This is a genomic window from Streptomyces sp. NPDC006294 (assembly GCF_042870895.1).
Taxonomy (GTDB): domain Bacteria; phylum Actinomycetota; class Actinomycetes; order Streptomycetales; family Streptomycetaceae; genus Streptomyces.
Genome location: NZ_JBIAHV010000001.1, coordinates 106,710 through 127,121, shown reverse-complemented (window position 1 = coordinate 127,121; position 20,412 = coordinate 106,710). Strand labels below are relative to the sequence as shown.

Annotated in this window: 20 protein-coding genes; 7 read left to right on the top strand and 13 right to left on the bottom strand. The window is 71.3% G+C overall.

The annotated features are described in order from the left end of the window. Positions 1-115 precede the first annotated feature (115 nt). Positions 116-709: a DUF2017 domain-containing protein gene (locus ACFYOP_RS00515; protein WP_356889382.1), complete on the bottom strand. Its 594-nt coding sequence runs from the start codon at positions 707-709 to the stop codon at positions 116-118. Next, positions 709-1,005 (bottom strand): ATP-dependent Clp protease adapter ClpS, encoded by a 297-nt coding sequence (clpS, locus tag ACFYOP_RS00510; protein ID WP_356890206.1) that lies wholly within the window; start codon positions 1,003-1,005, stop codon positions 709-711. Before clpS ends, ACFYOP_RS00515 begins: the two co-directional genes overlap by 1 nt. A 145-nt stretch (positions 1,006-1,150) precedes the next feature. Between clpS and ACFYOP_RS00505 the strand changes: the two genes are divergently transcribed. Beyond that, a complete protein-coding gene (locus ACFYOP_RS00505; RefSeq protein WP_356889380.1) occupies positions 1,151-2,479 on the top strand; it encodes a nicotinate phosphoribosyltransferase in 1,329 nt (442 codons plus the stop codon). 179 nt (positions 2,480-2,658) lie between these two features. Further along, positions 2,659-3,243: an isochorismatase family protein gene (locus ACFYOP_RS00500; protein WP_356889378.1), complete on the top strand. Its 585-nt coding sequence runs from the start codon at positions 2,659-2,661 to the stop codon at positions 3,241-3,243. Positions 3,244-3,493: 250 nt separating this feature from the next. Here ACFYOP_RS00500 and ACFYOP_RS00495 read toward each other — a convergent pair whose 3' ends face one another. After that, positions 3,494-3,799, bottom strand: coding sequence for a hypothetical protein (locus ACFYOP_RS00495; RefSeq protein WP_356889376.1), 306 nt, complete (start codon positions 3,797-3,799; stop codon positions 3,494-3,496). Between the two features lie 122 nt (positions 3,800-3,921). Further along, a complete protein-coding gene (locus ACFYOP_RS00490) occupies positions 3,922-6,339 on the bottom strand; it encodes an immune inhibitor A domain-containing protein (protein ID WP_356889374.1) in 2,418 nt (805 codons plus the stop codon). 376 nt (positions 6,340-6,715) lie between these two features. Between ACFYOP_RS00490 and ACFYOP_RS00485 the strand changes: the two genes are divergently transcribed. Continuing rightward, positions 6,716-7,027: a hypothetical protein gene (locus ACFYOP_RS00485; protein ID WP_356889372.1), complete on the top strand. Its 312-nt coding sequence runs from the start codon at positions 6,716-6,718 to the stop codon at positions 7,025-7,027. On the opposite strand, the gene ACFYOP_RS00480 is transcribed toward ACFYOP_RS00485, so the two are convergent. Both ACFYOP_RS00480 and ACFYOP_RS00475 read right to left on the bottom strand, forming a co-directional pair. After that, complete coding sequence (locus ACFYOP_RS00480; protein WP_356889370.1) at positions 7,013-7,705, bottom strand: RDD family protein; 693 nt, start codon at positions 7,703-7,705, stop codon at positions 7,013-7,015. The genes ACFYOP_RS00485 and ACFYOP_RS00480 overlap by 15 nt on opposite strands. 86 nt (positions 7,706-7,791) lie before the next feature. After that, positions 7,792-9,369: an RDD family protein gene (locus ACFYOP_RS00475; RefSeq protein ID WP_356889368.1), complete on the bottom strand. Its 1,578-nt coding sequence runs from the start codon at positions 9,367-9,369 to the stop codon at positions 7,792-7,794. Between the two features lie 224 nt (positions 9,370-9,593). Between ACFYOP_RS00475 and ACFYOP_RS00470 the strand changes: the two genes are divergently transcribed. Beyond that, positions 9,594-10,064 carry an SsgA family sporulation/cell division regulator gene (locus tag ACFYOP_RS00470; RefSeq protein ID WP_356889366.1) on the top strand — a complete coding sequence of 157 codons (471 nt, stop codon included), beginning with the start codon at positions 9,594-9,596 and terminating at the stop codon, positions 10,062-10,064. Positions 10,065-10,098: 34 nt separating this feature from the next. On the opposite strand, the gene ACFYOP_RS00465 is transcribed toward ACFYOP_RS00470, so the two are convergent. Then, positions 10,099-11,466 carry an FAD-linked oxidase C-terminal domain-containing protein gene (locus ACFYOP_RS00465; RefSeq protein ID WP_356889364.1) on the bottom strand — a complete coding sequence of 456 codons (1,368 nt, stop codon included), beginning with the start codon at positions 11,464-11,466 and terminating at the stop codon, positions 10,099-10,101. Positions 11,467-11,575: 109 nt separating this feature from the next. On the opposite strand from ACFYOP_RS00465, the gene ACFYOP_RS00460 reads away from it, so the two are divergent. Continuing rightward, positions 11,576-13,204 (top strand): tetratricopeptide repeat protein, encoded by a 1,629-nt coding sequence (locus ACFYOP_RS00460; protein ID WP_356889362.1) that lies wholly within the window; start codon positions 11,576-11,578, stop codon positions 13,202-13,204. Positions 13,205-13,395: 191 nt separating this feature from the next. On the opposite strand, the gene hppD is transcribed toward ACFYOP_RS00460, so the two are convergent. After that, positions 13,396-14,541 (bottom strand): 4-hydroxyphenylpyruvate dioxygenase, encoded by a 1,146-nt coding sequence (gene hppD / locus ACFYOP_RS00455; RefSeq protein WP_356889360.1) that lies wholly within the window; start codon positions 14,539-14,541, stop codon positions 13,396-13,398. Between the two features lie 121 nt (positions 14,542-14,662). On the opposite strand from hppD, the gene ACFYOP_RS00450 reads away from it, so the two are divergent. Continuing rightward, on the top strand, positions 14,663-15,142 hold the full coding sequence (locus tag ACFYOP_RS00450; RefSeq protein WP_356889358.1) for an Lrp/AsnC family transcriptional regulator: 480 nt from the start codon (positions 14,663-14,665) through the stop codon (positions 15,140-15,142). Between the two features lie 37 nt (positions 15,143-15,179). Then, positions 15,180-15,827, top strand: coding sequence for an MFS transporter (locus ACFYOP_RS00445; protein ID WP_356889356.1), 648 nt, complete (start codon positions 15,180-15,182; stop codon positions 15,825-15,827). Here the strand turns inward: ACFYOP_RS00445 and ACFYOP_RS00440 are convergent. From ACFYOP_RS00440 to ACFYOP_RS00420, 5 genes are all read right to left on the bottom strand, one after another. Next, positions 15,766-16,554 (bottom strand): S16 family serine protease, encoded by a 789-nt coding sequence (locus ACFYOP_RS00440; protein ID WP_356889354.1) that lies wholly within the window; start codon positions 16,552-16,554, stop codon positions 15,766-15,768. The two genes, ACFYOP_RS00445 and ACFYOP_RS00440, sit on opposite strands and share 62 nt — an antisense overlap. A gap of 397 nt (positions 16,555-16,951) precedes the next feature. Beyond that, complete coding sequence (locus ACFYOP_RS00435) at positions 16,952-17,593, bottom strand: helix-turn-helix domain-containing protein (RefSeq protein WP_356889352.1); 642 nt, start codon at positions 17,591-17,593, stop codon at positions 16,952-16,954. Between the two features lie 269 nt (positions 17,594-17,862). After that, on the bottom strand, positions 17,863-19,647 hold the full coding sequence (locus tag ACFYOP_RS00430; protein ID WP_356889350.1) for a DEAD/DEAH box helicase: 1,785 nt from the start codon (positions 19,645-19,647) through the stop codon (positions 17,863-17,865). 191 nt (positions 19,648-19,838) lie between these two features. Beyond that, positions 19,839-20,207, bottom strand: coding sequence for a Fic family protein (locus tag ACFYOP_RS00425; protein ID WP_356889348.1), 369 nt, complete (start codon positions 20,205-20,207; stop codon positions 19,839-19,841). Continuing rightward, positions 20,207-20,404, bottom strand: coding sequence for an Arc family DNA-binding protein (locus tag ACFYOP_RS00420; protein ID WP_159691605.1), 198 nt, complete (start codon positions 20,402-20,404; stop codon positions 20,207-20,209). Before ACFYOP_RS00420 ends, ACFYOP_RS00425 begins: the two co-directional genes overlap by 1 nt. Positions 20,405-20,412 lie beyond the last annotated feature (8 nt).

The window sequence follows — 20,412 nt, the reverse complement described above, 5'->3', positions numbered from 1 at the left end:
TGATGGGATCGTTATCCGGATTTGAGCATTCGCTGAGCGAACGGACACATCAGTTGCCCTATGCACGAATACCGGACGGCGACGACCGGTATCGGCCACCGCCGGCCGGCGGCTCTCAGGGCAGCAGCGTCTCGACGAGCGTCTCCTGGAGCGCGCCGAGCCACAGGTAGGCCATGACCATGGGCTTGCGCGGGTCGGAGTCGGGCAGGCGGTACAGCGCGTCGTTCTCGTCGTCCTCGCCGACGTCGAGGCGGGTGCCGATGGTCAGCCGCAGGTCGTTGAGGGCGCCGAGCCAGTGGAGGCAGTCATTGGAGTCCAGTTCCAGCACAGCGCCGTCGTCGCCGACGGGGGCCAGGGAGTCCAGGGTCTTCACGACCGCGAGGGCGTCCTCGCGCTTACGGGTGCGCAGGTCGTTCTCGGTGAAGCGCCGGAACTCGGACGACGCGGCCCGCAGCTCCTCGTCGGGCACGCCGGCCTCGGGGTCCGCGTAGGCCTCCGGGAAGAGGCGGGCGAGTGCCGGGTCGGAGGGCGGCTCGCTCGGCCCCTCGGCGAAGAGGGCGGCCAGCGGGTCCTCGCCCTCCGCGGGCTCGTCGCCGGGCCCGATGAGTTCCAGGAGCTGGACGGCGAGCGAGCGCAGGATGGCGACCTCGACCTCGTCCAGGCGTACGGCCGCCCCGCCGCCGTCGAGCGGCTCGAAGTGAGAGCTCATCAGCCGCGGTCCTGGGTGAGCGTCGCCCACAGTCCGTATCCGTGCATCGCCTGCACGTCACGCTCCATCTCCTCGCGGCTGCCGCTGGAGACGACGGCGCGCCCCTTGTGATGGACGTCGAGCATCAACTTGTGCGCCTTGTCCTTCGAGTAGCCGAAGTAAGCCTGGAAGACGTAGGTGACATAGCTCATCAGATTGACCGGGTCGTTGTGCACCAGCGTCACCCAGGGCACATCGGGCTCGGGGACGACGTGCGTCTCCTCCGCCGACTCCGGTCGTTCGATCTCTACGGGCATCGTCACTCAACCCATGCTGCCACCCGGGGGGCCGCATCGCACAAACGGCCCGGCCGGGACGGGACGACCCGTCAGAAACGGGATACGGAACCCGCTCCGCGGCGACATCTCGTCAGAGTGACGAAATGTGCGCTAGCATCGCGTCATGAACGCTGCAGACCTTGGGCTGCCGGTCGACGTGCCGTCCACCGCGCTCTTCACGGACCAGTACGAGTTCACGATGCTGCAGGCGGCGCTGAAGGCCGGCACCGCCGAGCGGCGATCCGTCTTCGAGGTCTTCACCCGCCGCCTGCCCGAGGGCCGGCGCTACGGCGTGGTCGGGGGAACCGGGCGGGTGCTGGACGCCGTCGAGAACTTCCGCTTCGACGCCGGCGTCCTCGGCTTCCTGCGGGAGCAGCGCATCGTCGACGAGCCCACGCTCGAGTGGCTCGCCGGCTACCGCTTCCGCGGCGACATCTGGGGCTACCCGGAGGGCGAGGTGTACTTCCCCGGTTCGCCGATCGTCCGGGTCGAGGGTTCCTTCGCCGAGTGCGTGCTGCTGGAGACCGTGATCCTCTCCATCCTCAACCACGACTCCGCGATCGCCGCCGCCGCGTCGCGGATGTCGGCGGCCGCGGGCGGGCGCCGGCTCATCGAGATGGGCGCGCGCCGCACCCACGAGCTGTCGGCCGTCGCCGCGGCCCGCGCCGCGTACGTCGGCGGCTTCGACTCCACCTCCGACCTGGCGGCCGGCTTCCGGTACGCCATCCCCACCGTCGGCACCAGCGCGCACGCCTTCACCCTGCTGCACGACAGCGAACGCGGCGCGTTCCAGGCCCAGGTCGACTCGCTCGGGCGGGGCACGACCCTGCTGGTCGACACCTACGACGTGGCCGAGGCCGTCCGTACCGCCGTCGACATCGCCGGCCCCGAGCTCGGGGCCGTACGCATCGACTCCGGCGACCTGCTGCTCGTCGCGCACCGGGTGCGCCAGCAGCTCGACGAGCTGGGCGCGACCGACACCAGGATCGTGGTCACCTCCGACCTCGACGAGTACGCGATCGCCTCGCTGGCCGCGGCCCCCGTCGACGCGTACGGCGTCGGGACCCAGCTGGTCACCGGCAGCGGCCATCCCACCTGCTCGATGGTCTACAAGCTCGTGGCCCGCGCGCGGTCCGCCGATCCGGCGGCGCCGCTGGAGCCGGTGGCCAAGAAGTCCCTCGGCGGAAAGCTGTCGGTCGGCGGCCGCAAGTGGGCGGCCCGCCGCCGGGACGCCGACGGGAGCGCGGAGGCGGAGGTCGTCGGCGTCGGCGAACCGCCCGCGGAACTCGCCGACCGGCAGCTGCTGGTGGAGCTGGTCAAGAACGGCGAGGTCGTCGCCCGCGAGCCGCTGGACGCGGCCCGCGACCGGCACATCGCGGCGCGCGCCGGGCTGCCGATGTCGGCGATCCAGCTTTCCCGGGGCGAGCCGGTGATCCCGACCGAATACGTATGAGGCCGGCGGTGCGGGCGGGGCGCATGAAGCGTCCACGTTCGGGCAGGTGCAGGCCGCGGGGCCGTGACTCTCCCCTACGGGGTGGCGAGTGTCTAGGCTCGGTAGTTCCGTGCGTTCCGCTCGTGTCCTGACCCTTTTCTCGTCTCCCCTCTCCCCTACGCCACCGAAGGAAGCCCGCCATGCACCGCGCCTTGATCGTCGTGGACGTTCAGAACGACTTCTGCGAGGGCGGCAGCCTCGCCGTGGCGGGAGGCGCCGATGTCGCGGCCGCCATCACCGAGCTGATCGGCCACGCCCAGCCGGGCTACCGCTATGTGGTCGCCACCCGCGACCACCACGTCGAGCCGGGCTCCCACTTCTCCGAGAACCCGGACTTCGTCGAGTCGTGGCCGCCGCACTGCGTGGCCGGCACGGAGGGCGTCGGCTTCCACCCGAACTTCGCGCCGGCCGTCGCCTCCGGCGCGGTCTCCGCGGTCTTCGACAAGGGGGCGTACGCGGCGGCGTACAGCGGCTTCGAAGGCACGGACGAGAACGGCACGACGCTCGCGCAGTGGCTGCGGACGCACCAGGTCGCCGAGGTGGACGTGGTCGGCATCGCGACCGACCACTGCGTCCGGGCGACGGCGCTGGACGCGGCGCGGGAGGGCTTCACGACGCAGGTGCTGCTCGACCTGACGGCGGGGGTGTCGCCGGAGACGACGGCGCGGGCGCTGGAGGAGCTGCGGGGCGCGGGCGTCGAACTGACCGGCAAGCCGGTCGTCTGACCCCGCCGCTCCGCCGCGCGGAGCCTGTCCCCGTCCCCGCCCCTTCCGTGAGCCCCCGGCGAGGCTGATGCCGCGGAGCGAAATCCAGCCCGCCCGGCTTTTGAGGACACCGCGCGGAGCGCGGTACCGGTGTCCGGGGCCTGCCCCGCCACGCGGCGGAGCCGCACATCCGGTACAGCGGGAAGGGGAGGGGACAAGCCCGCCGCAGGTGGCACGGGGCCGCAGCGGCCCCTTGAGGGCCGCCCCGTCGTCAGGCCGGGTCGCGGAGGAGGGCGCGGGCCGGGTGCCAGAGGGGGGAGACCGCCTGGGTGGGGCGCCACAGCAGGCCCTCGGGGTGGTGGAGCACCGCCGTGATCTCGTCCGGGGTCGGCGGCTCCGCGTTCCCCCGCAGATACACCGCCCGAAACCCGAGATTCCGCAGCCGCGTCAGCGCTCGCGCCCGGTTCGCCGCGTGGACCAGGAAGCGGACCGTGCCGCCCCCGACGGCCGGGCTCGGCAGGCTCAGCGCGACGACCACGCTGCCGTTCGGCAGCTTGCAGAAACCTCCGCCAGGCATGCGGAACCACTCCCCCGTCAGTCACTGTCAATAAGAACCTCGGTCAGACGCACCTAAACACGATCGGCCGCCGCCCGCTAGAGGGCGACGGCCGATCATGCTTTGACCTGCGGTGTTACGAATTACTTGGTCGACGGACCGACCTTGACCGTGATCGTCCGGCCGTGGCGCGGCTCGTCGACGATCGAGATCTTGGTGTTGGTGTCAGTTACCTTGACGCTGCCCGTCGGGTTCTCGGGGTACCAGTAGGTCCCCTTCCGGTCGTCGAAGACCGGGTTGCCGCGCTGCGAGGAGATCCAGTGCGGCTGGTCCGCGTTGTGCAGCCAGAAGCTGTCCGTGCGGTACCGGCTGAACGTCGAGTCGAACGACTGCATCCGGTTGCGGAGCAGCTTGCCGTCCGACCACTTCATCGGCTTGGCGTGGGCGTCGATCGGAAGGAGCAGACCCTGCCCGTGGTGGGCGCTGGTGTTGTTGTCCTTCTGCGAGGTGTCCCACTGCCAGATGAGCAGACCGTTCTGGTACGGGTAGTGCTCGACCCAGCCGTCGCGGGGCGCCTTGAAGCCGAAGTTGTACGGGCCGACCGCGAGGGTCTTGTCGTACGACACGTACTGGCGGTTCTCGGCGATGTAGTACTGCTCGTACTCGAGCGTGAACGACTCACCGATGCGGTTGAAGCCGTTCGCGGTCCAGCCCTCGACCTCGCCCTCGGCGTTGTCGGTGAAGACCGGCGCGCCGTCGGCCGTGACCGTGATGGCGTCGGCCGCGAAGCCCTTGCCGGCCACGCCGCCGTCCGTCTGGTAGCGGAAGCGGACGTCGACCTTCTGGCCCGCGTAGGCGTCCAGCGAGTAGACGAGCTTCTGGTGGCCCGTGGAGGGGCCGGTCAGAGCCGGCTTGTCGCTGGCGTCACGGGGGATGGCCTGGCCGTCGGCCGTGCCGTCCACCGGCGTCCAGTTGGCGCCGCCGTCCGTCGACACCTCGGTGTAGAGGTAGTCGTAGTCGGCCTCGATGTCCCACCAGCCGTCGAGCTCCAGGGAAGCCGTGGACTTGCCGGTGAGGTCGACCGAGCGGGACAGGGTGTTCTTGAGGTCGTCGCCCATGTCGCTCCACCACTGCATGGAGCCCTCGGCGGGCTTCACGACAGTCGTGGTGACGGCCTTCTTCGGCAGCTCGACGACGAGCGCCTGCGGCTTCTTGGTGTTGTACGCCGACACACCCAGGGTGTGGGTGGACTTCGTCGCCGCCTTGGCCGTCTCGTAGTTGAGCCAGCCGAGCTGCAGCTTGTCCCAGGCGGTCATGTCGCCGGGCATGTCACCGATGGTGTCCTTGCCGGCGCCGAGCCAGGAACCGGACGACATCAGGGTCCAGAAGCCGGTCGAGTTCTCGCCGCCGCCGGAGGTGTCGTAGTGGTCCGGCAGACCGAGGTCGTGGCCGTACTCGTGGGCGAAGACGCCGAGGCCGCCGTTCTCGGGCTGCACGGTGTAGTCGCCGACCCAGATGCCGGTGTCGCCGATCTGGGCGCCGCCGGCCTTGTTCTCCGCCGGGCCGGAGCGGCCCGCGTCGGTGCCGTAGGCGTACCAGCGGTGGGCCCACAGGGCGTTGGGGCCCTGGGCGCCGCCGCCGGCCGACTCGTCCTCGCCCGCGTGCACGAACTGGAAGTGGTCGATGTAGCCGTCGGGCTCGTTGAAGTCGCCGTCGGCGTCGAAGTCGTAGCGGTCCCACTTGTCGTACTCGGCAAGTGTCGCCTTGATCTCGGCGTCGCTCCGGCCCTTGGCCTTCTGGTCCTCGACCCAGGCGTTCACACCGTCACGGACGGCGTCCCAGGCGTTGGCGCAGTTGGACTGGCCGCAGTAGTTCGAGCCGTAACGGGCCTCGTTGTAGTCGACCTTGACCCAGTCGGAGACCGTGCCGTCGACCGTGTAGCGGCCGGAGGAGGTCTTCTCGTAGTAGCTCTTCAGGGAGTGCTTCGGCTGTCCGTTCTCGTCCTTTCCGGTGCCGAAGTACAGGTCCTGGAAGTGCTGCTGGTCGTAGTCCGCCTGCCAGGCGGTCGAGTTGTCCTTCGACCGGTCGGGCTCGGCGATCTCGTTGTGCAGCGGACCCGGCTCGCCGCCGTACTTCTTGACGGGCGGCTTGGGGCCGTCGGGCCCGTCCGGGTCGTACATCGTCGTGTCGTCGACCTTGTCGCCGAACTCCACGAGGATGGTGAAGATCTTGTCGGACTTCTCGCGCTCGAGCTCGACGTACTTCTTGTCGTCGAGCTTGACGACCTTGGAGCCGCCACGCGTCTGCACATCGGCGTCGCCCGCTATGACCTGCTCGAGAGCGGCCTGACGCTGACTTTCCTGCTTCTTGCTGAAGGGTCCTTCGAGGTCGTGCTCGACATAGCCCTTGTTCGGTGCCGGGTCGTGCCTCTCGATGCCCGCAGGGTCCGCCGGCTTCTGGCCGTCGGCCTGCGCACTGGTGAACGCCGAGGCGGTCGCAGTGGTCGCGGCAAGGGCCACGAGCACCGCGGACGCTCTGAACGTCCGTCGCTTGCTGGTCACTTGATGGTGTCCTCCCCCGCGTCCCGTTGCTGCTGCGGACCGGATTGTGGGGTCGTCCGCGCGCACGGTATCGCGTCTCAAGTGACGACATTCGACCGGAGTTGACGAAGAAAAGACAGACCTTGACTTGGACAGGCCAACTGCACTATGCGGAGCACGGATCCGCTATCCGGACGATGGCGAATCAGGACAAGAGGCGCACAATTTCAGCCACTTGGGTGGACGAATGAACCAGTGCGCCCCCCATGCACCGGCACCGTGGGTTAGGTCACGCTTACTGCCGGTTCCGTACGGGCATCCACCGTCGTAGAGTCTCGCGTCAGCGCGAACTTCGCCGAGACTTCGCCCTGCCCCTGTCCCGAGGACGGATACCGTCATGCCGCGTCCGACTGCCGCACAGCTCGCCTACGGTTCGGCCACCGTCGTCTTCTCGACCGTCGCCCTCCTGCTGCTGACCCGCACCACCAACGGCGTCGCGGTCGCTGCGATCGGCATCGCCTCGCTGGCCCTGGGACTTCTGGTCGCGGTGTCGCTCCCACAGCGCCGCAGGACCGGGCCGGCCGGGTCCGCCGCTGCGGACCCGGCCGTGTCGAGCGCCGTCCCCGACCCACTCGGCCACCGTGCCCCCGCGGCGCGTACGCACACCGGGGCCGAGGTCAGGGTCGGCGAGCACTCACTGCGCCGCTGACACCACGACGGTCTTGCCCGCCTTGTCGTGCAGGCCCTGCCGGTACGGCTTGTCGGTGAACACCGTGATGACGATGACGAGCCACCAGACGCAGTAGCAGCACACCAGCGCGGGCACCCACAGCACTGCCGCGCGCAGGAGCGAGGAGCCGACGTCCGGCACGCGCCCGTCGTTGATCATCGCGGTCCGCAGCTTCATGATCTTCTTGCCGACGGTCTGCCCGTTGTTCTTCGCCGTCATGAGCGTGTCGTAGCCGATGTAGGCCACCAGACTGATGAGCGACCACAGCCACTGCTCACCGGAATTCACCCGGTCCGTGACATCGTCCCAGTCGTCGCCGCCGTAGTTCCCCTCGATGCCGCCGAAGATCAGCGAGATGAGGATCAGCGGCACGAAGACGATGATCATGTCGATCAGCCTGGCCAGCACCCGCTTGCCGAACGGGGCGAGCGGCGGCATCCCCGCGAGCGGATCGGCGCCGTACGGGCCGCCGGGGGCGCCCGCGCCGTACGGAGTGCCGCCGGCGCCTCCGTACGGGCTGCCGGCGGGTGTGTCGTACGGCGAACTGCCTCCCGCGGGAGGCGGTGTCGGCTCGCCGGACCCCTCCGGCTCCTGCGGCCTCTTGCGCAGCGGGTCCTCGTCGGGCGGCGGTCCGGTCGGCGGCTGATCGTTGCTCATGGGGGCAGTGCATCCCGGCCTCAAGGGCCCCGCAACGGCTCACGTGCGTTCGGGGGAACCGCCCCGGGCCCCCTGCGGCAACGGGGTCAGCCGGTCACGAACGTGTGCGCCGCCTTGTCGTGCCAGCACTGCCGCCACGGCCGGTCGAAGAGGCACCAGAGCACATTGAGCAGACCGACGACGAGGATGCCGAGCACGCTGTAGAGGAGCCAGCGGCGCAGCGCGGCGCCGAACATGGGCGGCTCGTGGCTCTCGATGTCCACCACCGTCAGCCCGCAGAGCTTCTTGCCGAGCGTCCGGCCCCACCTGGCCGTCGGCAGCGACTCGTACAGCACGCCGAGGACGAGCAGGGCGCCGAGGACGATACCGAGGTGGACGGCGGTGGTGCCGTCGAGCAGCCAGACGGTCACCGTCTCGCCGGACAGCTTCGCCGCCTCGATCTTGTCGTCGATGTGGGCGCGCGTCCGGGCGAGGACCGGGACGGCCACGCCGCCGACGAGCGCGCCGAGCAGCACCGTGTCGATCAGCCGGGCGGCCAGCCGCTTGCCGAGGCCGGCGGGGCGGGCGGCCGCCTGGGCCTGCGCGGCGGCCAGGAACGGGTCGTTGACCGGGGGCTTCCACGGAAGGACCGGTTCGCCGGCGGCGGCCCCCGGGGACCCGGCGAGCTGGTGCGCCTGCTGCGCCCAGGAGGCGGCGCCGCCGCCGGCGCTGCTGGTCACCGGCGGCTGGGCCTGTGCGGGCGCCTGGGGCTGCACGGGAGCCTGTTGCGCGGCGGGGGCGGGTGCGGCCGGCTGGGGCTGGTACGCGGCCGGGGCGGCCTGTGCCCGGGGCGCGGGCGCCGGGGTCGGGCCCGCGGCCGACGCTCCGGTGGCGGACCGCGGGCCGGGCTGTGCCTCGGCGTCACTGCCGACGGGGCGGACCGTGGGCGCGCCGTCGGCCTGTCCCGGGCGCTGCGCCCGGATGGTGACGGTGTTCTCGGCCGGCTGGTGCGACTGCCCGGGCGTGCGGGGGGCGGACGGCTCCTGCGCCGCCTGCCGCCCTGTGCCGGCGGGAGCGGGCCCCCGGCCCGGACGGACGGCGCGGATGGTGACGGTGCCGTCCGCCGGCGGCTCGGCCCCGGAGGACGCGCTCACCGGACGGACGCCGCCGGGGACCTCGTCGGCGGGTCCGGCCTGGCGGCCCACGGAACGGACGCCGGGCAGCCGGCCGCCGGTCGGATCGACGGGCTGGGCCGGCTCTGCCGGGCGGCGCGGATCGGCCGGTGTGCCGGAGGACGCCGGCCGGTCGGCGGTGCGGGGATCGCCGCCCCACGAGACCCGGTTGTCGAGATCGCCGCCGAAACCGGCCTGCCGTGACGTGTCGGCCTGCCACGCGGTGGCGGGTTCGGGGCGGGACGGCTCGTCCGGGGGATCGTCGTCCAGGAAGACCGGACCCGTCTCCTCGACGGCGGGCGCGGACGGGGCGGGGGTTGCCGCCTCGGGTGCGGCAGAGGCCGCCGCACGGGGCGGCGCGGGCATCCCCTCGCCCGACTCGGGGGCGGGCCTGCTGGTGCCCGGCACCCATGCCGAGCCGTTCCAGTACCGGACATATCCGGGAATGGACGGGTCCGGGTAGTAGCCGGGTGTGGGGCTGCCGTCGCCGGTGGCCGGGGTTGGGGCGCTCATCACCGTGGTCCCGTATCTCTTGAGACTCAATACAAGGCACCACATCTATCAGACCCGCGAGTGCCCCTGGGCCGGTCCTGCCGTAACGACCCCTTTCAGGTCACTTCGTGGTCACGGAAAGTTATGACGGAAAGTCGCGTCATGACCGCGGGGCAGCGCGCTCTCTTCCTGTGAGGCCCGCTCACCGGGCCGCCGCAGCAGGCGCAGAAGAAGGGAAGAGACCCATGGACACCGTGGTGGAACGCGAACTCGAACTGAAGCTGGTGCTGTCGCCGGAGCGCAGCGTCCCCGTACCGGCCCGGCTGATCTACCGGTCGAAGGACCCCTATGCCGTGCACATCGTCTTCCACGTCGGCTCCGAGCATCCCGTCAACTGGACGTTCGCCCGCGAGCTGCTGATCGAAGGGGTGTTCCGGCCGTGCGGCGCCGGGGACGTACGGGTCTGGCCGGCGAAGAGCGAGGGGCGCGGCGTCATCCTGGTGGCGTTGAGTTCACCCGATGGTGACGCTCTGCTGGAGGCGCCGTCCGGGGCGGTGTCGGCCTGGCTGGAGCGGACGCTGCGCATCGTCCCGCCGGGGTCGGAGTCGGCGGCGCTCGGGATCGACGAGGCCCTGGCCGAACTGCTCGCCCCGGCCAGGGCGGACGAGCTGCGGGCGCACGGCTCCTCCGGTGACCCGCAGGACGGCGATGCCTGAGAGGTACGCGGCGGAGCGGTCCGCCCGGGAGGCGTCAGAAGAGCTTGCCCGGGTTGAGGATGCCCAGCGGGTCGAAGGTCTGCTTGATGCCGCGCTGCAACTCGAGGCTGACCGGCCCGAGTTCGCGGGCCAGCCACTCCTTCTTGAGGACCCCCACGCCGTGTTCGCCGGTGATGGTGCCCCCCAGTTCCAGACCGAGCGCCATGATCTCGTCGAAGGACTCGCGGGCGCGCCGCGACTCGTCGGGGTCGAGGTGGTCGAAGCAGACGACGGGGTGGGTGTTGCCGTCACCGGCATGGGCGCAGACGCCGATGGTCAGGTCGTACTTCTCCGCGATGGCGGACGTGCCCTCGATCATCGCGCCGAGCTTCGAGCGCGGTACGCAGACGTCGTCGATCATCGTCGCCGACTTGACGGTCTCCAGTGCCGTGAGCGACATCCGGCGTGCCTGGAGGAGGAGTTCGGACTCGGCGACGGTGTCCGCGGGCACCACCTCGCTCGCGCCCGCGGCCTCGCACAGCGCGCCGACGGCGGCCAGGCCGGCCGCCGGGTCGGGGGTGTCGAAGGCGGCGAGGAGCAGGGCCTCCGTCGTCTCTGGAAGGCCCATGTTCGCCAGCTTGTTGACCGCGCGGACCGTGGTGCGGTCCATGATCTCGAGGAGGGACGGGGTGAGTCCGCGTTCCATGATCGCGCAGACGGCGTCGCAGGCGGTGGCCGCCGACGGGAACTCGGCGGCGAGCACCAGCTGGGCCGGCGGCTGCGGCCGTAGCGCCAGGACCGCTTCCACGACGATGCCGAGGCTGCCCTCCGAGCCGACGAAGAGCCGGGTCAGGTCGTATCCGGCGACGCCCTTCGCGGTGCGCCGGCCGGTGTTGAGCAGCCGTCCGTCGGCCAGGACGACCTTGAGGCCGAGGACGTACTCGGCCGTCACCCCGTACTTGACGCAGCACAGGCCGCCGGACGCGGTGCCGATGTTGCCGCCGATCGTGCACGTCTCCCAGCTGGAAGGATCCGGCGGGTAGTACAGACCGTGCTCGCCCACCGCCCGGGACAGCACGGCGTTGACGACGCCCGGTTCGACGACGGCGATCCGGTCGACCGGGCTGATCTCCAGGATCCGGTCCATCTTCGTCAGGGACAGCACGATGCAGCCGTCGGACGCGTTGGCCGCGCCCGACAGGCCCGTGCGGGCGCCCTGGGGCACGACCGGCACGCGCAGCGCCGTGGCGGTGCGCATCACGTGCTGCACCTGCTCGACGGTGCGCGGCAGGACCACGACGGCGGGGGTGCCCGCCACGCAGAAGCTCGCCATGTCGTTGCCGTACGACGCGGTGACGTCCGGATCGGTGATGAGGGCTTCGGCGGGCAGACCGGCGCGCAGCCGATCGAGGAGATCGTCCATGATCCCAAGCCTCGCACCGGGGGCCATCGGTGTGAACCCGTCTGCGTTCCGCTCCGCGGGTCAGAGTGTGTTCTTCGTATCGGCTGCCCGCTGCCGCACAGTGAGCGCCATGAAGAGCGAAACCCTGAAGAACGCCGCTGTCAGCACGCTGGTGGGCGCGACACTGGTCACCGGGGTGATCATGCTCGCGCCCGGTTGGGGGAAGGACGCGCCACCGCCGGCCCCCGGCCCCGTGGCCAGGGCGATGGCCGCGGCGGACACCGGCGCGCCGGCCTCGCTCGCCGACCTGGACGCGCTGATCCGCGACCGGGAGCGCGTCGTACGCGACCATCCGGGTGACCGGCGGGCGTGGGCGGCGCTGGGCTCCGCGTACGTGGAGCGCGGCAACCGGCTCGGGGACACGGCGTACTACCCGAAGGCGGAGCGCGCGCTGAAGCGGTCGCTGGACGGCGTGCCCGCGGCCAAGGGCGACGTCGACGCGCTCGTGGGGATGGCGGAGCTGGCCAACGCCCGGCACGACTTCGCCGCCGCGCGCGGCTACGCCGAGCAGGCCAGGAAGCGGCAGCCGGAACGCTGGACGGTGTATCCGGCGCTGATCGACGCCTACCACGGGCTCGGCAGGTACGCGGCCGCCGGCAAGGCCATGGACCGGCTGCTGGAGCTGCAGAGCGGGCCGCGGGTGCAGGGGATGGAGGCGCGGGTCTACTGGAACAAGGGCTGGCGCGAGGACGCGGCGGCCCTGGCGTACGGCGCGACGGCGAACTCGCGCACCCCCGCGGAGAAGGCCGTCGCCCTGCACCGCGAGGGTGAGCTGGCGTGGGAGCGCGGCGAGGCCGCGGACGCGGTGGAGCACTACACGAAGGCGCTCAAGGCCGTGCCGGACAGCCACCGGTCGCTGGCCGGCCGGGCCCGCGCGCTGACGGCGCTGGGCCGCACCGACGAGGCGCTGGACGACTACCGGACGGCGCTGGCGAAGGTCCCGCTGCCCGAGTACGCGCTGGAGTCCGGCGAGCTGTACGAGTCGCTGGGGCTGACCGGGGACGCCGCCACCCGGTACGAGCTGATGCGGGAGCAGGTCACCCGTGCCGGTGAGCACGGCGTCAACGGGAACCTGGTGCTGGCCCGCTACGAGGCGGACCACGGGGACCCGGCCGCCGCGGTGCGCCGGCTGCAGGGCGAATGGCGGCGCGGCCACCGCAGTGTGCAGGTCGCCGACACCATGGGGTGGGCGCTGTACAAGGCGGGCCGGGCGAAGGACGCGCTGCCGTTCGCGAGGCTGGCGACCGACCAGGGGCTGCGCAGCGCCCTGTTCTCGTACCACCTCGGCGAGATCGAGCGTGCGCTCGGCGACCACGGGCCGGCGCGGCGGCACCTCGACGAGGCGCTGCGGACGAATCCGAACTTCTCGCCGCTGCTGGCGCCGCGGGCGCGGGAGGCGCGGGACGCGCTCGGCGAGCCCGCGGCGGGCGGGCCGTCGGACGTGGTGGGTGACGGGCCGTCGCCCATCGACCCGCCGTCGGCGTCCCCGTCGCCGTCGCCGTCCGCGTCGTCGTCCGAACCGGCTCTGGTGTCCGCGTCACCGTCGGCCGTCGCGTCTGCGGCCGCGGCTCCATCCCCTTCGGTCTCTTCCGGTTCCGGCGGTACGGCGGCGTCGCCGGCCGCCGCGCCGCCCGCGCCGGCGCTGCGGCCGGTGCAGCGCTCGGCGACCGCGGCTTCGCCGGCGGCCACGACGGGCTGATTGGCCTGGCGGGACCCGGCGTGGCAGGTCGGGCGGCCGCCCGCGGCGGGACCGGGTGGCGGCCCCGGCAAGCGGTATGAGGCAGCGGCGCGGCGGGACCGGGCGGCCGGCCCCCGGCAGGCGGTACGCAGCACCGCGGCCCCACGGGTCAGGTCCGTGGGGCCGCGGTGTCAGCAGGGCGGGGCGACGTCTCAGAGGTTGCCGCGCTTCTCCTGCTCGCGCTCGATCGCCTCGAAGAGCGCCTTGAAGTTGCCCTTGCCGAAGCCCATCGAACCGTGTCGCTCGATCATCTCGAAGAAGACCGTGGGACGGTCCTGGACCGGCTTGGTGAAGATCTGCAGCAGGTAGCCGTCCTCGTCGCGGTCGACGAGGATCTTCAGCTCCCGCAGCGTCTCGACCGGCACCCGGGTCTCGCCGGCCCACTCGCCGAGGGTGTCGTAGTACGAGTCCGGGGTGTCGAGGAACTGGACGCCCGCGGCGCGCATGGAGCGGACGGTGGCGACGATGTCGTTCGTGGCGAGCGCGATGTGCTGGACGCCGGCGCCGCCGTAGAACTCGAGGTACTCGTCGATCTGCGACTTCTTCTTCGCGATCGCCGGCTCGTTGATCGGGAACTTCACCTTGAGGGTGCCGTCGGCGACGACCTTCGACATGAGCGCGGAGTACTCGGTGGCGATGTCGTCGCCCACGAACTCCTTCATGTTGGTGAAGCCCATGACCTTGTTGTAGAACGCCACCCACTCGTTCATCCGGCCGAGCTCGACGTTGCCCACGCAGTGGTCGATGGCCTGGAAGGTGCGCTTGGCCGGCGGCTCGACGATCGGGTCGGCGGCGGCGAAGCCGGGCAGGTACGGGCCGTCGTAGCCGCCGCGCTCGACGAGGGTGTGGCGGGTCTTGCCGTAGGTCGCGATGGCGGCCATGACGACGGTGCCGTGCTCGTCCTTGACCTCGTACGGCTCGGTGATGCCGGTGGCGCCGTGCTCGACCGCGTACGCGTACGCCTTGCGGGCGTCGGGCACCTCGATGGCCAGGTCGACGACGCCGTCGCCGTGGGCGGCGACGTGGTCGGCGAGGAAGTGGCCCCAGTCGGTGGACGGCTTGATCACGGAGGTGAGGACGAAGCGGGCGGCGCCGTTGGACAGGACGTAACTCGCGGTCTCGCGGCTGCCGTTCTCCGGTCCGGAGTAGGCGACGAGCTTCATGCCGAAGGCCGTGGAGTAATAGTGCGCGGCCTGCTTGGCGTTGCCGACGGCGAAGACGACCGCGTCCATTCCCTTCACCGGGAAGGGGTCGGCCTGCCGCGCGGTGTCCGGGGTGTGATCGATGGTCTCAGTCATAGGGGAAGGCTCCCGCCGATCCACAAGGTGCGCAATAGTTCGTCTTCCGGCTGCGCAATCTGCCCAGCCGTGGTCCGCATCCGCCGGACGTTGTGTACAGGATGACCACCGGGAGGCTTCCATGGCGATCGATCATCTGGACGGGCGGCTCATCGTGCTGCTGGCGCGCGAGCCGAGGATCGGCGTACTGGAGGCGTCGCGGCGGCTCGGTGTGGCGCGCGGGACGGTGCAGGCGCGGATGGACCGGCTCCAGTCGCAGGGGGTGATCCGGGGCTTCGGGCCGGACGTCGACCCGGCGGCGCTCGGATATCCGGTGACGGCGTTCGCGACGCTGGAGATCAAGCAGGGGCAGGGCGCGGATGTGCGCGCACATCTGGCGACCGTCCCCGAGGTGCTCGAACTGCACACCACCACCGGGCACGGGGACATGCTCTGCCGGCTGGTCGCCCGCTCCAACGCCGACCTCCAGCGGGTGATCGACCGGGTCGTCGGCTTCGAGGGGATCATGCGGGCGTCCACGGCGATCGTGATGGAGAACCCGGTGCCGCTGCGGATCATCCCGCTGGTGGAGCAGGCGGCGGAGGACTCCCGGGGCTCCTGAGGCTCACGGGACCCTCTGGATAGTTGCAAAGAAGTGGTTGCACAAAAAGCGTTGCAAGGTCACCAACGGCCTCGACCAGGGTTGGAGTTCGGTCCTGATGCCCGTACACGCCAGGGAGAACCTGGGCGCCGCACGGGACTTGGGCCTGCTCGCCGCCGTCTTCGGCGGCTGTGCACTGCTCGGCGCCCTGCTCTACGCGGCCGTCGGGCACCGCTTCCGGCGGTGGGTGCTCTTCACCGTCGCGTTCCTGATCGTCGGGCTGCCGCGGTACGTCGTGGCGGCACTCGTCGACGGCACGCTGCCGCTGGCCGTCACCATGGCGGTGAGCGGACTGGCCGCCGGGATGCTCAACCCGATCCTGACCACGGTCATGTACGAGCGGATACCGGACCACCTGCGCAGTCGCGTCGCCAGTGCTGTCACGGCCGGGGTGCTGATGACCATGCCGATGGGCGGCCTGGCGGCCGGCTACCTCGTCGAACGGACCGGGCTGGCGACGGCCCTGCTCACGCTGGGCGGGCTGTACTTCCTGACGACGCTCGCCCCGGCCGTGTTCCCGCGCTGGCGCGAGATGGACGCGGGGCGCGAGCCTCTTCGCGGGCCTCGCGACGACGGTCCGCCGGTCAGCAGCCCGGGACCTTCCCGCCCTGCTCCAGCGAACGCAGCGACTCCACCGCGCCCTTGAGCGTCGACACCGGGATCAGCCGCAGACCCTCGGGCAACTCCGCCCGGGCATCGGAGCATTCGGCCTCCGGCACCAGGAACACGGTCGCCCCGTCGCGAGCTGCCGCCTGCGTCTTCAGCGACACCCCGCCGACCGCGCCGACCTTCCCGTCGGCGGTGATCGTCCCCGTACCCGCGATACTGCGGCCACCGGTGAGGTCACCGCCGGCGCCGTCGCCCTTCAACTTGTCGATGATCCCCAGGGAGAACAGCAGACCGGCACTGGGCCCGCCCACGTCGGCGAGCCGCAGCGAGACCTTCACCTCGGCCGGGTCCTCACCGAGGTACGCCAGTGCGGCGCGGGTCGCGACGTTCTGCGACTCCCTCATGTCCTCGGCGTTGTGCCGCTCGACCTCCTTCTCCGACTTGCCCGCCGGGTAGACGGCGTCGCGCGGCAGCACGGCCCGGTCCGTACGGAACCAGCCGTCGGCCACGTCCCCGAGATCCACGTCGGCGCCCGGACCGGTCGCCACGATCGTCGTCATCCGCAGCGCCCCCTCCGTCTTCCGGGTCGGCGCGCCCTGGATCGTGATCACCTGCGTCCCCTGGTGCTCGCCGAGCACGTCCGCGGTCATCCCGGGCTGAGCGACGACGAACGGCAACGGCGCGAGCCCGGCGACGCCGAACAACGCGACGACGGGCAGGGCACAGAGAGCGAGGGCGCGGGGGCGCGTGAGACTGGAGAGCACGCTGCCAATGTATCGGGGCGGGCCGGCCCGGTCGGGGCGCGGCCCGGCAGGCGGGGGCGTCTCCCCGTGGGCCTGTCCGGTGGCGGGTGCGGCGTCCCCGGGGCGGGCGCGCTGCGCCGGTGATGGGTGCGGTCTCGGCGGTTGCGCCCCGGTGGGCTACCGGTGGGCTACCGGTGGGCTACCGGTGGTGGGTGCGGGTGCCGGGGCCTCCGGAGGGGTACCCCGGACTACCTTCCCGTACCTGCGCCCAAAGCGGCACCCGGACACCGAACGACACGGACCGGGCCCCCGCCCGGACACGTAACCCGGACCCACCATGCCCAGCCCAAGGACGTACTCGGGGCCGGGCCGCGCCCGGATCACGTAACCCGGGTCCACCGGGCCGTGCCCGGAGACGTCAGCGGAGGGCGTCCGCCACCTCGCGGGCCGCGTCGACCACGCGCGGGCCGACCCGTTCCGGGACGGAGTCCGCGAGCATCACGACGCCGACGCTGCCCTCTATCCCCGTCACCCCCACGAGCGCCGCCGCCGCCCCGCTCGCGCCCGCTTCGAGTTCGCCGTGGGTGAGGGTGTATCCGGGCTCCGTGGACTTGGTCTGGCGGGCGGCGAGTATCGCCTTGCCGGCCGCGCCCCGGTCCAGCGGGTGACGGAAGCCGGCCCGGTACGCGACGTGGTAGTCGGTCCAGGTCGGTTCGACGACGGCGACCGCGAGGGCCTCCGCCCCGTCGACCAGGGTGAGGTGCGCGGTGGCCCCTATGTCCTCGGCGAGGGAGCGCAGCGCCGGCATCGCCGCCTCCCGCACCAGCGGGTGGACCTGGCGGCCGAGGCGCAGCACGCCGAGGCCGACCCTGGCGCGGCCGCCGAGGTCGCGGCGGATGAGAGCGTGCTGCTCGAGGGTGGCGAGCAGGCGGTAGACGACGGTCCGGTTGACGCCGAGTTTGTTGGACAACTCGGTGACGGTCAGCCCGTGGTCGGTATCGGCGAGCAGCTTGAGGACACGTAGTCCCCTGTCGAGCGTCTGGGAGGTCTCCGCGGTCACGACGCCCTCTCCTTCGGAGTGAGTGACGGCGGTCCTCGCGAGGGGTTGCCGCGGCACCGGTCCCATCGGCGACGCACCCAGAGGCCGCCGGCAGGCCATGGCACACCGACTGCGCTCCGCGGCGACGCTGCCACGGGGCGTTTGTATTGCGGGGACAGTAGCGACCGGCACCGCTCAGCGGAAGCCCTCGTCCAGAATCCGGGCGCCGGGCCGTCGGCGATGGGTTGTTGATCCCTGTTCGTGACGTCCCGGCGGTGCGCGGCGGCCGGTCAGCGCATGCGCGTGGCCCACTCCTGGACCTTTTTGATCCGCTCCCGGATCTGACCGGCCGTCGCCTCGGCGCTCGGCGGCCCGCCGCACACCCTGCGCAGCTCGGTGTGGATGACGCCGTGCGGTTTGCCGCTCTGGTGGACGTACGCGCCGACCATGGTGTTGAGCTGCTTGCGCAGTTCCAGCAGCTCCTTGTGGGAGACGACGGGCCGCCGCTCGGCCGGCAGTTCCAGGAGGTCGGCCTCCTCGTCGGGTTTCTTGCGGCTGTGCGCGATCTGGCGTGCCTGCCGCTTCTGGAGCAGCAGTTGGACCTGGTCCGGTTCGAGCAGCCCGGGGATGCCGAGGTAGTCCTGCTCCTCGTCGCTGCCGGGGTGCGCCTGCATGCCGAACTCGGCGCCGTCGTAGAGGACCCGGTCGAAGACGGCGTCGGACTCGAGGGCCTCGAAGGGCAGCATGTCCTGCTCCCCGGTGTCCTCGTCCTGCTGCTTCTCGGCCTCCGCCATCTCCTTCTCGGACTCGGCGTACGGGTCCTCCTCGCCGTCCTTCTTCGGCTTGTCGAGGACGTGGTCGCGCTCGACCTCCATCTCGGAGGCGAAACCGAGGAGGTTCGGGATGGTCGGCAGGAAGACGGACGCGGTCTCGCCGCGCCGGCGGGACCGTACGAAACGGCCCACCGCCTGCGCGAAGAACAACGGGGTCGAGATCGTCGTCGCGTACACGCCCACCGCGAGGCGCGGCACGTCGACGCCTTCGGACACCATGCGGACCGCGACCATCCAGCGGGAACCGTCCTCGCTGAACTCCTCGATGCGCTTGGACGAGGCCGTCTCGTCGGAGAGGACGACGGTCGCCTTCGTGCCGGTGATCTCGCGGATCAGTTTGGCGTAGGCGCGGGCCGAGTCCTGGTCGGAGGCGATGACGAGGCCGCCCGCGTCGGGGATGCCCTTGCGTACCTCGGTGAGCCGCTGGTCGGCGGCGCGCAGCACGTTCGGCATCCAGTCGCCGCGGGGGTCGAGCGCGGTGCGCCAGGCCTGGGAGATCGCATCCTTGGTCATCGGCTCACCGAGCCGCGCGGCGATCTCGTCGCCGGCCTTGGTGCGCCAGCGCATGTTGCCGCTGTAGGACAGGAAGATCACGGGCCGGACGACGCCGTCGCCGAGGGCGTTCCCATAGCCGTACGTGTAGTCGGCGGCGGAGCGGCGGATGCCGTCGTTGCCCTCCTCGTACGTGACGAAGGGGATCGGGTTGGTGTCCGAACGGAACGGGGTGCCGGTGAGGGCGAGCCGGCGGGTCGCCGGCTCGAACGCCTCGAGGCACGCCTCGCCCCACGACTTGGAGTCACCGGCGTGGTGGATCTCGTCGAGAATGACGAGCGTCTTGCGCTGCTCGCAGCGGTTGCGGTGGAGCATGGGGCGTACGCCGACGCCGGCGTAGGTGACCGCGACCCCGTGGTACTCCTTGCTCAGCGGTCCCGCGCTGTACTCGGGGTCCAGCTTGATCCCTATCCGCGCCGCCGCGGCCGCCCACTGCTTCTTCAGGTGCTCGGTCGGCGCGACGACGGTCACCTGCTGCACGACGTGGTGGTGCAGCAGCCAGGAGGCCAGGGTCAGCGCGAAGGTCGTCTTGCCGGCGCCGGGCGTGGCGACGGCGAGGAAGTCACGCGGCTGCTCCTGGACGTACTTCTCCATCGCGCCCTGCTGCCAGGCGCGCAGCTTGTTGGCGGTGCCCCAGGGGGCGCGGCCGGGGAAGGCGGGTGAGAGATGGTGGGAGGCGGTAGTAGTCACGGTCTCCGGTTTGGAACAATTGGGCCGGGCGCAGCCCGTCAGGCAGGGCGGCGGTGGGCGACGGGCGGGCTCTCGGCTGACGTGGGCGCGGGTCGTTACGTACGACAACCGGGCCACCCTACCGGGGGTCCGGTTGCGGCCGGGGCGGGATGCCCCTCGCCGCACGGAGTGGGAGGCGCCTCACATCCGGGTCATTGCGCGAACCGCGGCAACTGCTCGGCGATCTTCGGCACGTCGAGCAACCCCTGGCGCACGTTCAGCACGAACTGCTCGGCCTCGTCCACGTCGAACCCCGGACTCAGTGGGTGCCCGTTCATGTGCAGGAAGACCCATGTCGCATACCAGGCGATGCGTTCGTTGCCGTCGACCAGTGCGTGATTGCGGGCCAGCGACTCCATGAGCGCCGCAGCTTTCTGCCAGATGTCCGGATAGGCATCCTGGCCGAACACGCTCGACTGCGGTCGGGCAAGGACCGAGTCCAGCAGCCCGTAGTCGCGCACCTCGTCAGCCCCGAGACGCTCAGCCAGCTTGAGCAGCTCGGGAAGCGTGAGGTAGTTCATCAGGCGAGCCTCCGGTTGAGCTCCTCACTCGCCTTCAGAACGTGGTCCGCCGCTTCGTTGAAGAGACGTGAGTGCTCGTTTATGGCAGTGATCACGGCGTCGTGCGCAAAGGACTGCATGCTTCGGCCTTCCGCCTCGGCACGCTCGCGCAGGGCGTTCAGCTCTTCCTCGGTGAACCTCAGATTCAATCCGGCCATGACCTGAT

Coding starts and splice junctions, on each gene's coding strand:
- ACFYOP_RS00515 (WP_356889382.1), bottom strand. CDS start 709: ATGAGCTCTCACTTCGAGCCGCTCGACGGCGGCGGGGCGGCCGTACGC.
- clpS (WP_356890206.1), bottom strand. CDS start 1,005: ATGCCCGTAGAGATCGAACGACCGGAGTCGGCGGAGGAGACGCACGTC.
- ACFYOP_RS00505 (WP_356889380.1), top strand. CDS start 1,151: ATGAACGCTGCAGACCTTGGGCTGCCGGTCGACGTGCCGTCCACCGCG.
- ACFYOP_RS00500 (WP_356889378.1), top strand. CDS start 2,659: ATGCACCGCGCCTTGATCGTCGTGGACGTTCAGAACGACTTCTGCGAG.
- ACFYOP_RS00495 (WP_356889376.1), bottom strand. CDS start 3,799: ATGCCTGGCGGAGGTTTCTGCAAGCTGCCGAACGGCAGCGTGGTCGTC.
- ACFYOP_RS00485 (WP_356889372.1), top strand. CDS start 6,716: ATGCCGCGTCCGACTGCCGCACAGCTCGCCTACGGTTCGGCCACCGTC.
- ACFYOP_RS00480 (WP_356889370.1), bottom strand. CDS start 7,705: ATGAGCAACGATCAGCCGCCGACCGGACCGCCGCCCGACGAGGACCCG.
- ACFYOP_RS00475 (WP_356889368.1), bottom strand. CDS start 9,369: ATGAGCGCCCCAACCCCGGCCACCGGCGACGGCAGCCCCACACCCGGC.
- ACFYOP_RS00470 (WP_356889366.1), top strand. CDS start 9,594: ATGGACACCGTGGTGGAACGCGAACTCGAACTGAAGCTGGTGCTGTCG.
- ACFYOP_RS00465 (WP_356889364.1), bottom strand. CDS start 11,466: ATGGACGATCTCCTCGATCGGCTGCGCGCCGGTCTGCCCGCCGAAGCC.
- ACFYOP_RS00460 (WP_356889362.1), top strand. CDS start 11,576: ATGAAGAGCGAAACCCTGAAGAACGCCGCTGTCAGCACGCTGGTGGGC.
- hppD (WP_356889360.1), bottom strand. CDS start 14,541: ATGACTGAGACCATCGATCACACCCCGGACACCGCGCGGCAGGCCGAC.
- ACFYOP_RS00450 (WP_356889358.1), top strand. CDS start 14,663: ATGGCGATCGATCATCTGGACGGGCGGCTCATCGTGCTGCTGGCGCGC.
- ACFYOP_RS00425 (WP_356889348.1), bottom strand. CDS start 20,207: ATGAACTACCTCACGCTTCCCGAGCTGCTCAAGCTGGCTGAGCGTCTC.
- ACFYOP_RS00420 (WP_159691605.1), bottom strand. CDS start 20,404: ATGGCCGGATTGAATCTGAGGTTCACCGAGGAAGAGCTGAACGCCCTG.